Source organism: Micromonospora sp. WMMD708 (assembly GCF_049315245.1).
Classification (GTDB): domain Bacteria; phylum Actinomycetota; class Actinomycetes; order Mycobacteriales; family Micromonosporaceae; genus Micromonospora; species Micromonospora wenchangensis.
This window is the reverse complement of the sequence record NZ_CP186060.1, coordinates 4,167,559-4,181,275: the sequence shown is the minus strand read 5'-3', so window position 1 is coordinate 4,181,275 and position 13,717 is coordinate 4,167,559. Positions and strand designations below refer to the sequence as shown.

Below are 13,717 nucleotides of genomic sequence, written 5' to 3'. Positions count from 1 at the left end.
CGCCAAGCAGCAGATGCCGGCGCGCCGCAAGGCGCGCAAGCGGGCGCTGGACGTGCTCTTCGAGGCCGACCTGCGGGACCGGCCCCCGGTCGAGGTGCTCGCCGGCTACGTCGAGCGGATCGAGAAGCCGCGTCCGGAGCACCTGGACTACGCGATCGGTCTGGTCGAGGGGGTGGCCGGGCACCTCGACCGGATCGACGAGGTGATCGCCAGCTACGCCGAGGGCTGGACGCTGGACCGGATGCCGGCGGTCGACCGCAACCTGGCCCGGATCGCCGTCTACGAGCTGCTCTACGTCGACGAGATCGACGACGCGGTGGCGATCAGCGAGGCGGTTGAGCTGGCCCGGCAGATGTCCACCGACGATTCGCCGCGTTTCCTCAACGGCATCCTCGGCCGGATCGCCGAGTACGCCACCCGCTGAGCGTGGCCGCCCGTGCCGCGGGCGGGACCTGCACTGTGACGAGAAGGGCCCGTGCCGACCGGCACGGGCCCTTCTCGTTGCGTGACCGCGGATCAGGAGGCGAAGAACGCCCGCGGGTCGGCGACCAGCACACCGTGCTCGGTGAGCCGTTCGATCAGACCAGACGGCGAGGCGTCGTAGACGATCGCCAGGGCGCGCAGGTCGTCGGCGCGGATGGAGAGCACCCGGCCGTTGTAGTCGCCACGCTGCTGCTGGATGGCACGGGCGTAGCGGGCGACGTAGGCGAGGTCCTCGGAGGCCTCGTCGTACAGCCGCTCCAGGTCGAGGACGATCTTGCTGGTGGGCTCGTGCCGTACCCCGCTGCCGTCGGGCAACAGCTCCGAGACGGGAACGCGGTAGAAGTCGGCCAGCTCCGCCAGTCGGGACACGGTGACGGCGCGGTCGCCGCGCTCGTACGAGCCGACCACCACCGCCTTCCAGCGTCCGTTCGACTTCTCCTCCACCCCCTGCAGGGACAGGCCCTGCTGCTGGCGGATGGAGCGCAGGCGGGCGCCCAGCGACTTGGCGTATTCAGAGGGCATTCGGACACTCCCAGTGCTGTGCTTTGGGGTTCTCCCCGCGATCGCTACGGAGCGTGACGGTACGGGGATTGCGACACGTGGTCAAGTGCTCGTGACATTCCCATCGGAGATAGCGGGTGAGTTGTCCGCATTTCACCGTCCTGATCCGGGGATCAGTGGGTCGCGGCGAACGGCCAGGTGACCGCTGGTAACGTGGCCGCCAACCCCGGTCGGGCCCCCGTGACCCGACCGGACACCCCCGACATCCTTTAACGACCCGTCCCGTGAGGCGGGGAAGGAGGTCCGCCGTGGCCTGCCCACCGGTTGCCCACCCGTCGCCTGAGCGGCAACCCTCGGTGAAGGTGATCCTCGCCAGCGCCGACGTCCAGCGCGTCGTCGACCGGATCGCCCACCAGATCCTGGAGAAGACCCAGGGCGCCGCCGACACCGTGCTGCTGGGCATCCCCACCCGGGGCGCCCCGCTGGCCCGGCGGCTCGCCGCCCGGATCAGCACCTTCGAGGACGTCGACGTCCCGGTCGGGGTGCTCGACATCACCCTCTACCGCGACGACCTGCGCCGGCACGCCACCCGCGCGGTCGGTCCGACCCAGCTGCCCCCCGGCGGCATCGACGGCAAGCGGGTGGTCCTCGTCGACGACGTGCTCTTCTCCGGCCGTACCGTCCGGGCCGCGCTCGACGCCCTCAACGACGTCGGCCGGCCCGCCTCGGTGCAGCTCGCCGTCCTGGTCGACCGGGGGCACCGGGAACTGCCGATCCGCGCCGACTACGTCGGCAAGAACATCCCGACCGCGCTCGCCGAGAGCGTCAAGGTCACCCTCGTCGAGACCGACGGCGCCGACGAGGTCCGGCTCTGCGGGGGGACCCGGTGAACCCGACCCGACGCCACCCGGCAGGCCCGAACGAGAGGCGGCCCCGCTCATGATCAGACACCTGCTCTCCGGGGGCGACCTGGACGCCGGCACCGCCACCGAGATCCTCGACACCGCCGCCGAGATGGCCACCGTCGCCGGCCGGGAGGTCAAGAAGCTGCCGGCGCTGCGCGGTCGGACGGTGGTGAACCTCTTCTACGAGGACTCCACCCGGACCCGGATCTCGTTCGAGGCCGCCGCCAAGCGGCTCAGCGCCGACGTGATCAACTTTTCCGCCAAGGGTTCCAGCGTCACCAAGGGCGAGAGCCTCAAGGACACCGCGCTGACCCTCCAGGCGATGGGGGCCGACGCGGTGGTCGTCCGGCACCCCGCCTCCGGTGCCCCGCACCGGCTGGCCAACTGGGTGGACGGCTCGGTGGTCAACGCCGGTGACGGCACCCACGAGCACCCGACCCAGGCGCTGCTCGACGCGTACACCATGCGGGCCCGGCTGGGCCGGCTCGCCGGCCTGCACGTGGCGATCGTCGGCGACGTGCTGCACTCCCGGGTGGCCCGCTCCAACGTGCTGCTGCTGAGCACCCTCGGCGCCAAGGTCACCCTGGTCGGCCCGCCGACGCTGATCCCGGTCGACTGGGCCGCCCGCGCGGGCGTCGCACCGCCGGTGACCGACACCCACCCGGCCGCGCCCCACCCCGGCACCGACGTCTGCTACGACCTCGACGCGGTGCTGCCCGGGGTGGACGTGGTGATGATGCTGCGGGTGCAGCGGGAACGGATGAACGACTCCTACTTCCCCTCGGCCCGCGAGTACGCCCGCCGCTACGGGCTGGACGGCCCGCGCCTGCGCCGGCTGCCCGAGCACGCGATCGTCATGCACCCCGGGCCGATGAACCGGGGGATGGAGATCACTCCCGAGGTCGCCGACTCGCCCCGCTCCACCATCGTCGAACAGGTCGCCAACGGGGTCTCCGTGCGGATGGCCGTGCTCTACCTGCTGCTCGGAGGGAACAACCGGTGACCGCGTACCTGATCAAGAACGTGAGCGTCGTCGGCGGCGCGCCGACCGACCTGCTGATCCGCGACGGCGTCGTGGCCGAGACCGGCTCCGGGCTGGACGCGCCGGACGCCGCCGTCGTCGACGGCACCGGCCTGGTCGCCCTGCCCGGCCTGGTCGACCTGCACACCCACCTGCGTGAACCCGGCCGGGAGGACGCCGAGACCGTGGAGTCCGGCTCCCGGGCGGCGGCGCTCGGCGGCTACACCGCGGTCTGCGCGATGGCGAACACCTCGCCGGTCGCCGACACCGCGGGCGTGGTCGAGCAGGTGTGGCGGCTCGGCCGGCAGGCCGGGCTGGTCGACGTGCAGCCGATCGGCGCGGTCACCGTCGGCCTGGCCGGCGAGCGGCTGGCCGAACTGGGCGCGATGGCCGACTCGCCGGCCCGGGTGCGGATCTTCTCCGACGACGGGCACTGCGTCGCCGACCCGAAGCTGATGCGCCGGGCCCTGGAGTACGTCAAGGCGTTCGACGGGATCATCGCCCAGCACGCCGAGGAGCCCCGGCTCACCGAGGGCGCGCAGATGCACGAGGGTGAGGTCTCCACCCGGCTCGGGCTGACCGGCTGGCCGGCCGTCGCCGAGGAGGCGATCATCGCCCGGGACGTGCTGCTCGCCGAGCACGTCGGCAGCCGGCTGCACGTCTGCCACGTCTCCACCGCCGGCAGCGTCGAGGTGCTGCGCCAGGCCAAGGCGCGCGGGGTACGGGTCACCGCCGAGGTCACCCCGCACCACCTGCTGCTCACCGACGAGGTGGTGGCCGGGCGTGGCGCGTTGGCCAGCCCCGCGCTCGGGGCCGACTGGAGCCCGACGGCCAGCTACGACCCGGTGTTCAAGGTCAACCCGCCGCTGCGCACCGGCACCGATGTCGCCGCGCTGCGCGCCGCGCTCGCCGAGGGCGTCATCGACGTCGTCGCCACCGACCACGCCCCGCACGCCGTGGAGGACAAGGAGTGCGAGTGGGCGTACGCCCGGCCGGGCATGCTCGGCCTGGAGACGGCGCTGTCCATCGCCCTCGACGTGCTCGGCCCCCGGTGGGACCTGATCGCCGACCGGATGTCGCGGACCCCGGCCCGGATCGCCGGCCTCGACGACCACGGGCTCGACCCGGCGCCCGGGGTGCCGGCGAACCTCACCCTGGTCGACCCGGCCGCCCGCCGGGTGGTCGAGCCCGCGGAGCTGGCCAGCCGCAGTCGCAACACCCCGTACGCCCGCATGACGCTGCCGGGTCGCATCGTGGCGACCTTCCTGCGCGGCGAGCCGACGGTCCTGGACGGAAAGGCTGTCAAGTGATCCGAGCGAGGAACGTAGCGGAGCGGAGTCCCGCAGTCCGGATCGGAGGAGGGCGCGTGATCCGAGCGAGGAACGTAGCGGAGCGGAGTCCCGCAGTCCGGATCGGAGGAGGTGCAGCATGGTGAAACGTAGGTCCGCGATCCTCGTGCTGGAGGACGGGCGCACCTTCCACGGTGAGTCGTACGGCAGTGTCGGGGAGACCTTCGGCGAGGCGGTCTTCAACACGGGCATGACCGGCTACCAGGAGACCCTGACCGATCCGTCCTACCACCGGCAGGTGGTGGTGCAGACCGCCCCGCACATCGGCAACACCGGGGTGAACACCGAGGACGACGAGTCCGACCGGATCTGGGTCGCCGGGTACGTGGTCCGTGACCCGGCCCGGATCGGCTCCAACTGGCGGGCCACCGGCGGGCTGGAGGACCGGCTCGGCGTGGAGGGCGTGGTGGGCATCGCCGGGGTGGACACCCGGGCACTCACCCGGCACCTGCGTGAGCGTGGCGCGATGCGGGTCGGCATCTCCAGCGTCGAGGACGATCCGCGCGCCCTGCTGGAGCGGGTCCGGCAGTCCCCGCAGATGGTCGGCGCGGACCTGTCCGCCGAGGTGAGCACCGCCGCCCCGTACGTGGTCGAGGCGGAGGGTGAGCACCGGTACACCGTCGCGGCGCTGGACCTGGGCATCAAGCGCAACGTGCCGCGCCGGCTGGCCGCCCGGGGGGTCACCACCCACGTGCTGCCCGCCGGGTCCACCATCGACGACCTGCTGGCCACCGGCGCGGACGCGGTCTTCTTCTCGCCCGGCCCGGGTGACCCGGCCACCGCCGACGGGCCGGTGGCGCTGGCCCGGGAGGTGCTGAGCCGGCGGATTCCGCTGTTCGGCATCTGCTTCGGCAGCCAGATCCTCGGCCGGGCGCTGGGCTTCGGCACCTACAAGCTCGGCTACGGCCACCGGGGCATCAACCAGCCGGTGCTCGACCGGGCCACCGGCAAGGTCGAGGTGACCAGCCACAACCACGGTTTCGCGGTGGCCTGGCCGGGCCACGGCGACGGGCCGGCCGGCGCGGTCGTCCCCGACCAGGTCATCGACACCGAGTTCGGTGGCGTGCGGGTGTCGCACGTCTGCCTCAACGACAACGTCGTCGAGGGGCTGCGGGCCGTGGACGTGCCCGCCTTCACCGTCCAGTACCACCCGGAGGCGGCAGCCGGCCCGCACGACGCCGACTACCTCTTCGACCGTTTCGCCGAGCTGATCGAGGGCCGTGGCCCGGACGGGCAGCCCGGCGCGGGCCGGAACCACAGCGAGGGGCGCACGAATGCCTAAGCGCGACGATCTCAAGCACATCCTGGTGATCGGCTCCGGGCCGATCGTGATCGGGCAGGCCTGCGAGTTCGACTACTCGGGCACCCAGGCCTGCCGGGTGCTGCGCAGCGAGGGGATCCGGGTCAGCCTGGTCAACTCCAACCCGGCGACCATCATGACCGACCCGGAGTTCGCCGACGCCACCTACGTCGAGCCGATCACCCCGGAGTTCGTCGAGCTGGTCATCGCCAAGGAGCGGCCGGACGCGCTGCTGCCCACCCTGGGCGGGCAGACCGCGTTGAACACGGCGGTCGCCCTGCACGCCGCCGGTGTGCTCGACAAGTACGGCGTCGAGCTGATCGGTGCGAACATCGAGGCGATCAACCGGGGTGAGGACCGCCAGCTGTTCAAGGAGATCGTCGCCAAGGCCGGCGTCCGGCTGGGGCTGTCCGACCCGGCCTCGCTGGTGCCCCGCTCGCGGGTCTGCCACTCGATGGACGAGGTCCGCGAGACCGTCGCCGAGCTGGGCCTGCCGGTGGTGATCCGGCCGTCGTTCACCATGGGTGGCCTGGGGTCGGGCATGGCGCACACCGACGAGGACCTGGACCGCATCGCCGGGGCCGGCCTGGCCGCCAGCCCGGTGCACGAGGTGCTCATCGAGGAGAGCGTGCTCGGCTGGAAGGAGTACGAACTCGAACTGATGCGCGACCGGCACGACAACGTGGTGGTGGTCTGTTCGATCGAGAACGTCGACCCGATGGGTGTGCACACCGGCGACAGCGTCACCGTCGCCCCGGCGATGACGCTCACCGACCGGGAGTACCAGAACCTGCGTGACCTGGGCATCGCGGTGCTGCGTGAGGTCGGGGTGGACACCGGTGGCTGCAACATCCAGTTCGCGGTGAACCCGGCCGACGGCCGGATCGTGGTGATCGAGATGAACCCCCGGGTGTCCCGGTCGTCGGCGCTGGCGTCGAAGGCCACCGGCTTCCCGATCGCCAAGATCGCCGCGAAGCTGGCCATCGGCTACACCCTCGACGAGATCCCCAACGACATCACGCTCAAGACGCCGGCCGCGTTCGAGCCGACGCTGGACTACGTGGTGGTGAAGATCCCCCGGTTCGCGTTCGAGAAGTTCCCCGGCGCGGACCCGGAGCTGACCACCACGATGAAGTCGGTGGGTGAGGCGATGAGCCTGGGCCGCAACTTCACCGAGGCGCTGAACAAGGCGATGCGGTCGATGGAGACGTCGGCGGCGGGGTTCTGGACCCGGCCGGACCCGCAGGACGCGACGAGGGAGAACACCCTCGCCGCGCTGGGGATGCCGCACGACGGCCGGCTCTACACCGTCGAGCGGGCGCTGCGGCTGGGCGCGTCGGTCGCCGAGGTGTCGGCGGCCTCCGGCGGGATCGACCCGTGGTTCCTGGACCAGATCGCCGGTCTGGTCGAGCTGCGGGCCGAGATCGTCGCCGCCCCGGTGCTCGACGCCGGGCTGCTGCGCCGGGCCAAGCGGGCCGGGCTGTCCGACCGGCAGCTCGCCGCGCTGCGCCCGGAGCTGGCCGCCGAGGACGGGGTACGCACCCTGCGGCACCGGCTCGACGTCCGCCCGGTCTACAAGACGGTGGACACCTGCGCCGCCGAGTTCGCGGCGACCACCCCGTACCACTACTCGACGTACGACGAGGAGACCGAGGTCGCCGCGTCGGACCGGCCCAAGGTGCTGATCCTGGGTTCCGGACCGAACCGGATCGGCCAGGGCATCGAGTTCGACTACTCCTGCGTGCACGCCGTCCAGGCGTTGCGGGCCGCCCCGCGCGGCACGGCGGGCGCCGTCGCGGCGGACGCGGCCGGTGCCGTCGGCTACGAGACCGTGATGGTCAACTGCAACCCGGAGACCGTCTCCACCGACTACGACACCGCCGACCGGCTCTACTTCGAGCCGCTGACCTTCGAGGACGTGCTGGAGGTCTGGCACGCCGAGGACTCGTCCGGCCGGGCGGCCGGCGGCCCCGGCGTGGTCGGGGTGATCGTGCAGCTCGGCGGGCAGACCCCGCTGGGGCTGGCGCAGCGGCTCAAGGACGCCGGTGTGCCGATCGTCGGCACCTCCCCGGAGTCGATCCACCTGGCCGAGGAGCGCGGCGCGTTCGGGGCGCTGCTGGCCCGCGCCGGCCTGCGTGCCCCGGCGCACGGCACGGCCACCTCGTACGACGAGGCGAAGGCGATCGCCGACGAGATCGGCTACCCGGTGCTGGTCCGCCCGTCGTACGTGCTCGGCGGGCGGGGCATGGAGATCGTCTACGACGACGCGACGCTGCGCGACTACATCGGGCGGGCCACCGACATCTCCCCGGACCACCCGGTGCTGGTCGACCGGTTCCTCGACGACGCCATCGAGATCGACGTCGACGCGCTCTGCGACGCCGACGGTGAGGTCTACCTCGGTGGGGTGATGGAGCACATCGAGGAGGCCGGCATCCACTCCGGCGACTCGTCGTGCGCGTTGCCGCCGATCACGCTGGCCGGCTCGCACCTGAGCGAGGTGCGCCGCTACACCGAGGCGATCGCCCGGGGCGTGGGGGTGCGTGGGCTGCTCAACGTCCAGTACGCCCTCAAGGACGACATGCTCTACGTGCTGGAGGCCAACCCGCGGGCGTCCCGGACGGTCCCGTTCGTCTCGAAGGCCACCGCCGTGCCGCTGGCCAAGGCTGCGGCCCGGATCGCGCTCGGCGCGACCATCGCCGAGCTGCGCGCCGAGGGGCTGCTTCCGACGACCGGCGACGGCGGTGAGCCGCCGCCGGACGCCCCGATCGCGGTGAAGGAGGCGGTGCTGCCGTTCAAGCGGTTCCGTACCCCGGCCGGCAAGGGTGTCGACTCGCTGCTCGGTCCGGAGATGAAGTCCACCGGCGAGGTGATGGGCATCGACACCAGCTTCGGGCACGCGTTCGCCAAGAGCCAGTCCGCCGCGTACGGCTCGCTGCCGACCACCGGGAGGATCTTCGTCTCGGTGGCCAACCGGGACAAGCGGGCCATGATCTTCCCGATCAAGCGGCTGGCCGACCTGGGCTTCGAGATCGTCGCCACCACGGGTACCGCCGAGCTGCTGCGCCGGCACGGCATCGCCTGTGAGCAGATCCGCAAGCACTACCAGAGCGGCGAGGGCGCGGACGCGGTGTCGATGATCCTCGCCGGTGACGTGGCCCTGGTGGTGAACACCCCGCAGGGGTCGGGCGCGAGCGCCCGCTCGGACGGCTACGAGATCCGCAGCGCCGCCGTCACGGCCGACATCCCGTGCATCACCACCGTGCCGGGGGTGGCGGCGGCGGTGATGGGCATCGAGGCCCGCATCCGGGGCGACATGCGGGTGCGCCCCCTCCAGGAGCTCCACGCCGCCCTGCGGGCTGCCCAGTGACCCCCGACCCCCACCCCCCGCTCACCCCGCACCCCCCGCTCGAGGGCGTCGGCCGGGAGGGAACATGATGTTCGAGCGGGGTGTACGGCGGGCGCTGTTCCGGATCGGCGGCGGCGACGCGGAGGCGGCGCACGAGTGGACGCTGCGCCGGTTGGCGACCCTGTCCCGGCGGCCGGCGGCGCTGGCGCTGCTGCGGGCCCGCAACCTGCACCGGGCCCCCCGGACGGTGTTCGGGGTGGAGTTCCCCAACCCGGTGGGCCTGGCGGCGGGGATGGACAAGAACGGGGTGGCCCTGCCGGCCTGGCCGGCGCTGGGGTTCGGTTTCGTCGAGGTGGGCACGGTCACCGCGCACGCCCAGCCGGGCAACCCCCGGCCCCGGCTGTTCCGGTTGCCCGACAGCGCGGCGGTGATCAACCGGATGGGCTTCAACAACGCCGGGGCGCAGGCCCTGGCCGACCGGCTGGCCGCCGCGCCCCGCCCGCTGGGGGCGCCGCTGGGCATCTCGCTGGGCAAGTCCAAGGTGACCCCGCTGGAGGACGCGGTCGAGGACTACCTCACCTCGTACCGGGCGTTGCGCGCGTACGGCGACTACTTCGCGGTCAACGTCTCCTCGCCGAACACCCCGGGGCTGCGTTCGTTGCAGGACAGGGCGCACCTGGACGCCCTGCTGGCCGCCCTGGTGGGGGAGAAGCCGGTGCTGGTGAAGATCGCCCCGGACCTCACCGAGCCGGCCGTGGCGGAGCTGCTGGAGGTGTGCCTGGCCCGGGGCGCGGCCGGCGTGATCGCCACCAACACCACGCTGGCCCGCGACGGGCTCGCCCCCGCCGACCGGGAGCGTGGCGCGCAGGCCGGTGGCCTGTCCGGTCGTCCGCTGACCGGGCGGGCCCGGGAGATGGTCGCGTTCGTACACCGGGAGACCGCCGGCCGGCTCCCGGTGATCGGGGTCGGCGGCATCCTCGACCCGGACGACGCGGCCCGGATGTTCGACGCGGGGGCCAGCCTGGTCCAGCTCTACACCGGGTTCATCTACCGGGGTCCGGCCCTGGTGCGGGCCGCCGCCCGGGTGCCGTCCGGGACCGGGGTTCCGGTCGACCGGGCGGTGAGCGGCCGGTGAGCCGGCGGGCACGTCCGGGGTTCCGGCCGTGCCCGCCCGTCCGCCCCGACGCCACCACCGACGAGGGTACGGAGGAGCACGCGTGACGCCCGAGGAGATCCTGACCGTCGACCGGGCCCGCGTCTGGCACCCGTACGCGGCGCTGCCGCCGGCCCACCCGCCGTACGTGGTGCACAGCGCGCAGGGCGTCCGGCTGCGGTTGGCCGACGGCCGGGAACTGGTCGACGGGATGTCGTCGTGGTGGGCGGCGATCCACGGGTACCGGCATCCGGTGCTGGACGCTGCGGTCACCGACCAGCTCGGCCGGATGAGTCACGTGATGTTCGGCGGGCTCACCCACGAACCGGCGGTCCGGTTGGCCGAGACGCTCGTCGAGTTGGCTCCGGACGGCCTGGAACACGTCTTCCTGGCCGACTCGGGTTCGGTGTCGGTCGAGGTGGCGATCAAGATGTGCCTGCAGTACCAGCGGGCCACCGGTCGCCCGCGGCGTCGTCGGCTGGGCACCTGGCGGGGCGGTTACCACGGCGACACCTTCCACCCGATGAGCGTCTGCGACCCGGAGGGCGGCATGCACCATCTCTGGGGTGACGTGCTGCCCCGGCAGGTCTTCGCGCCGGTGCCGCCCGGCGGCTTCACCGACCCGCCCGACCCGGCGTACGTGACGGCGTTGACCGACGCGGTCGCCCGGCACGCCGACGAGTTGGCGGCGGTGATCGTCGAGCCGGTGGTGCAGGGTGCCGGCGGGATGCGGTTCCACCATCCCGGGTACCTGCGGGTGCTGCGCGAGGTGACCCGCGCGCACGGGGTGCTGCTGATCTTCGACGAGATCGCCACCGGGTTCGGCCGGACCGGGTCGATGTTCGCCGCCGGGCACGCCGGGGTGACCCCGGACGTGCTCTGCGTGGGCAAGGCGCTCACCGGCGGCTACCTCACCCTGGCGGCGGCGTTGTGCACGCCGGAGGTGGCCCGGGGCATCTCCGCCGACGGGGTGCTGGCCCACGGGCCGACGTTCATGGGCAACCCGTTGGCCTGTGCCGTCGCCAACGCCTCCCTGGGGCTGCTGCGGGCCGGCGACTGGGCGGCCGAGGTGGCGCGGGTGGGTGCGGGGCTACGGGCCGGTCTGGAGCCGCTGCGGGGCGCGCCGGGGGTGGCGGACGTCCGGGTGCTGGGCGCGATCGGTGTGGTGCAGCTGGACCACGCGGTGGATCTGGCGGCGGCGACGGCCGCCGCGGTGGACCGGGGCGTGTGGCTGCGCCCCTTCCGGGACCTGGTGTACGCGATGCCGCCGTACGTGACCGGGGACGACGACGTGGCCCGGATCGCGGCCGGGATCGCCGCCGCCGTCGCGTCCGGCTGAGCACCGGGGCCGGCTGGGCACCGGGGCCGGAACCGGGGCGGCGACCGTCGCCCCGCGGCAGGGGAGCACGAGACGAGAGGGAGCAACGGATGGAGACCTTCGGAACCCGTCTGCACCGGGCGGTGGCCGAGCGTGGGCCGCTCTGTGTGGGCATCGACCCGCATCCGGGTCTGCTGGCCCGCTGGGGCCTTGAGGACGACGTCGACGGTCTGGAGCGGTTCGTCCGGACCGTCGCGGAAGCGCTCGGTGACCGGGTTGCGGTGTTCAAGCCTCAGTCGGCCTTCTTCGAGCGATTCGGGAGCCGCGGAGTGGCGATTCTTGAGTCAACTATCCGACAGTTGCGTGATGTTGGCGCGCTCGTTCTTCTCGACGCCAAGCGTGGCGACATCGGTTCGACGGTCGCCGCGTACGCCTCCGCGTACCTTGATCCATCCAGCCCGGTGTATGTCGACGCGCTCACGGCGAGCCCCTACCTGGGAGTAGGTTCGCTGGCCCCGATGTTCGAGACGGCCGCCGCGCACGGTGGCGGGGTCTTCGTGTTAGCGCTCACCTCGAACCCCGAGGGGGCGGAGGTGCAGCGTGCCGTCACCTCCGGCGGACGCACCGTCGCACAGCTTGTTATCGATGAGATTTCCCAGCTCAACAGGGGTGCCGAGCCGCTGGGCAGCTTCGGGCTGGTGGTCGGCGCGACCATCGGCGCCACCGGTCACGACCTGTCCCGGGTCAATGGCCCACTGCTCGCTCCGGGCCTCGGCGCGCAGGGTGCCACGGCTGCCGATCTACCCACCGTGTTCGGTTCGAGCCTGTCCGCAGTGTTGCCGTCGTACTCCCGGGAGGTGCTCAACGCGGGTCCGGACGGTGACGCGTTGCGGGCCGCCGCGGCCCGGGTGGCGGCCGACTGCCGGCGCATTCTGGCTTCCGGACACTGACTGACGGCTCGGTCACTTTACGTTGATCATCGCGCGTCCACGTTGCCGAAAACTCCGTCGAACGCTAGTTTTCCCCGCGCTGGGAACCACGGACCCCTTTGGTTGCCAGCGACACCACGTTTCACAGAGCGGCGGTGCGTTCCGCCCGTCGCGATAGGGACCTGAGGAGAACTGGTGCCGCTCCCGTCACTGACCCCCGAGCAGCGCGCTGCCGCGCTGGAAAAGGCCGCGGAGATCCGCAAGGCCCGTGCTGAGCTGAAGGAGCAGCTCAAGCAGGGCAAGACCACCCTGGCCGCCGTCCTTGCGCGAGCCGAGTCCGACGACGTCGTCGGCAAGCTCAAGGTGTCGGCCGTGCTGCAGGCGATGCCGGGTATCGGCAAGATCCGGGCCACCCAGATCATGGAGAAGCTCAAGATCGCCGACAGCCGCCGCCTGCGTGGCCTGGGCGAGCAGCAGCGTAAGGCGCTGCTTGGAGAGTTCGCCGCCAACTGACCGCCGCAGCAGGTACAAACAAGCGGTGAGCACGGATGAGGAGGCGTGCCCGGCGGCACGGCTCACCGTCCTGACCGGACCTTCGGGTGCCGGCCGGGGCGGTGTGGTCGAGGCGGTCCGGGCGCGTTCTCCCGCCGTGTGGGTGCCGGTCCCGGTGACCACCCGGGCGCCTCGCACCGGCGAGTCCGACGGCGTCGACCGGCTCTTCCGGGAGCCGGCCGAGTTCGACCGGATGATCGCCGCGGGCGAGCTGCTGGAGTGGTCCCGGGCCGGGCCGTACCGGCGGGGTACGCCGCGCGCCCCGCTGGCCGGGTGCCTGGCGCGGGGCCGGCCGGTGCTGCTGCCGCTGGACCCGCCCGGGGCGCTGGTCGTCCGCGCGGCCCTGCCGCAGAGCAGGCTGGTGCTGCTGCTGCCGCCGGGACACCACCCGGACCCGGCCCTGGCGGCCCTCGCCGCGCGCGCCGTCCACCACGACCGCACCGAGCGCGCCGCCGCTGAGCTGGTAGGCTTGCTCGGTTCGTCCTAATCTGGCTCCCGTCCGACCGCAGCATCGTGGTCGGACGACCGGCCGCCGCCAAGCGGCCGAGCGACCAGCCACTCCAGAGGCAGAGGTATTTCGTGGGATCCATCGCCAACCCCGAGGGCATCACCAACCCGCCGATCGACGAGCTGCTCGAGAAGACCACCTCGAAGTACGCGCTGGTGATCTTCGCCGCCAAGCGGGCGCGTCAGGTCAACGCCTACTACAGCCAGCTCGGCGAGGGCCTGCTCGAGTACGTCGGCCCGCTCGTGGAGACCACCCCGCAGGAGAAGCCGCTCTCCATCGCCATGCGCGAGATCAACGCGGGCCTGCTCACCGCCGAGCCGACCGACCAGCCGTAACCCCCGTACCCCCG

Annotated in this window: 12 protein-coding genes and 1 pseudogene; 12 read left to right on the top strand and 1 reads right to left on the bottom strand. The window is 72.6% G+C overall.

The window, feature by feature from the left end; translation table 11 throughout:
* Window positions 1–13: 13 nt before the first annotated feature.
* Window positions 14–424 (top strand): transcription antitermination factor NusB, encoded by a 411-nt coding sequence (nusB, locus tag ACN260_RS18540; RefSeq protein ID WP_204927718.1) that lies wholly within the window; start codon window positions 14–16, stop codon window positions 422–424.
* A 92-nt stretch (window positions 425–516) separates the two neighbouring features.
* Here the strand turns inward: nusB and ACN260_RS18535 are convergent, their stop codons facing one another.
* Entirely contained in the window at window positions 517–1,005 is a 489-nt protein-coding gene (locus tag ACN260_RS18535; protein ID WP_013285505.1) for a transcriptional regulator, read from the bottom strand.
* 287 nt (window positions 1,006–1,292) lie between these two features.
* Here ACN260_RS18535 and pyrR point away from each other — a divergent pair, with 287 nt between their 5' ends.
* From pyrR to rpoZ, 11 genes and pseudogenes are all read left to right on the top strand, one after another.
* Window positions 1,293–1,874 (top strand): bifunctional pyr operon transcriptional regulator/uracil phosphoribosyltransferase PyrR, encoded by a 582-nt coding sequence (pyrR, locus tag ACN260_RS18530; RefSeq protein ID WP_422752302.1) that lies wholly within the window; start codon window positions 1,293–1,295, stop codon window positions 1,872–1,874.
* A 49-nt stretch (window positions 1,875–1,923) separates the two neighbouring features.
* Window positions 1,924–2,892: an aspartate carbamoyltransferase catalytic subunit gene (locus tag ACN260_RS18525; RefSeq protein ID WP_422752301.1), complete on the top strand. Its 969-nt coding sequence runs from the start codon at window positions 1,924–1,926 to the stop codon at window positions 2,890–2,892.
* Window positions 2,889–4,220: a dihydroorotase gene (locus tag ACN260_RS18520; RefSeq protein WP_422752300.1), complete on the top strand. Its 1,332-nt coding sequence runs from the start codon at window positions 2,889–2,891 to the stop codon at window positions 4,218–4,220. The genes ACN260_RS18525 and ACN260_RS18520 overlap by 4 nt, the downstream gene beginning before the upstream one ends.
* A gap of 121 nt (window positions 4,221–4,341) precedes the next feature.
* A complete protein-coding gene (gene carA / locus ACN260_RS18515) occupies window positions 4,342–5,541 on the top strand; it encodes a glutamine-hydrolyzing carbamoyl-phosphate synthase small subunit (protein ID WP_245854753.1) in 1,200 nt (399 codons plus the stop codon).
* Window positions 5,534–8,929, top strand: coding sequence for a carbamoyl-phosphate synthase large subunit (gene carB, locus ACN260_RS18510; RefSeq protein ID WP_422752299.1), 3,396 nt, complete (start codon window positions 5,534–5,536; stop codon window positions 8,927–8,929). Before carA ends, carB begins: the two co-directional genes overlap by 8 nt.
* Before the next feature lie 64 nt (window positions 8,930–8,993).
* Complete coding sequence (locus tag ACN260_RS18505; RefSeq protein ID WP_422752298.1) at window positions 8,994–10,043, top strand: quinone-dependent dihydroorotate dehydrogenase; 1,050 nt, start codon at window positions 8,994–8,996, stop codon at window positions 10,041–10,043.
* Window positions 10,044–10,125: 82 nt separating this feature from the next.
* Window positions 10,126–11,400 (top strand): adenosylmethionine--8-amino-7-oxononanoate transaminase, encoded by a 1,275-nt coding sequence (locus ACN260_RS18500; RefSeq protein ID WP_422752297.1) that lies wholly within the window; start codon window positions 10,126–10,128, stop codon window positions 11,398–11,400.
* Window positions 11,401–11,489: 89 nt separating this feature from the next.
* Window positions 11,490–12,329: an orotidine-5'-phosphate decarboxylase gene (gene pyrF, locus ACN260_RS18495; protein ID WP_422752296.1), complete on the top strand. Its 840-nt coding sequence runs from the start codon at window positions 11,490–11,492 to the stop codon at window positions 12,327–12,329.
* A gap of 174 nt (window positions 12,330–12,503) precedes the next feature.
* A complete protein-coding gene (mihF, locus tag ACN260_RS18490) occupies window positions 12,504–12,821 on the top strand; it encodes an integration host factor, actinobacterial type (RefSeq protein WP_067309448.1) in 318 nt (105 codons plus the stop codon).
* Between the two features lie 25 nt (window positions 12,822–12,846).
* Window positions 12,847–13,378: pseudogene (locus ACN260_RS18485) on the top strand (guanylate kinase); the annotation flags it as partial.
* A gap of 61 nt (window positions 13,379–13,439) precedes the next feature.
* A complete protein-coding gene (gene rpoZ / locus ACN260_RS18480) occupies window positions 13,440–13,703 on the top strand; it encodes a DNA-directed RNA polymerase subunit omega (RefSeq protein ID WP_007075826.1) in 264 nt (87 codons plus the stop codon).
* The last annotated feature ends 14 nt before the right edge of the window (window positions 13,704–13,717 follow it).

Excerpts from the sequence above, each read along its gene's own strand:
- ACN260_RS18525 (WP_422752301.1), top strand. The coding sequence starts at position 1,924 with ATGATCAGACACCTGCTCTCCGGGGGCGACCTGGACGCCGGCACCGCC.
- nusB (WP_204927718.1), top strand. The coding sequence starts at position 14 with ATGCCGGCGCGCCGCAAGGCGCGCAAGCGGGCGCTGGACGTGCTCTTC.
- carB (WP_422752299.1), top strand. The coding sequence starts at position 5,534 with ATGCCTAAGCGCGACGATCTCAAGCACATCCTGGTGATCGGCTCCGGG.
- ACN260_RS18505 (WP_422752298.1), top strand. The coding sequence starts at position 8,994 with ATGATGTTCGAGCGGGGTGTACGGCGGGCGCTGTTCCGGATCGGCGGC.
- pyrF (WP_422752296.1), top strand. The coding sequence starts at position 11,490 with ATGGAGACCTTCGGAACCCGTCTGCACCGGGCGGTGGCCGAGCGTGGG.
- ACN260_RS18535 (WP_013285505.1), bottom strand. The coding sequence starts at position 1,005 with ATGCCCTCTGAATACGCCAAGTCGCTGGGCGCCCGCCTGCGCTCCATC.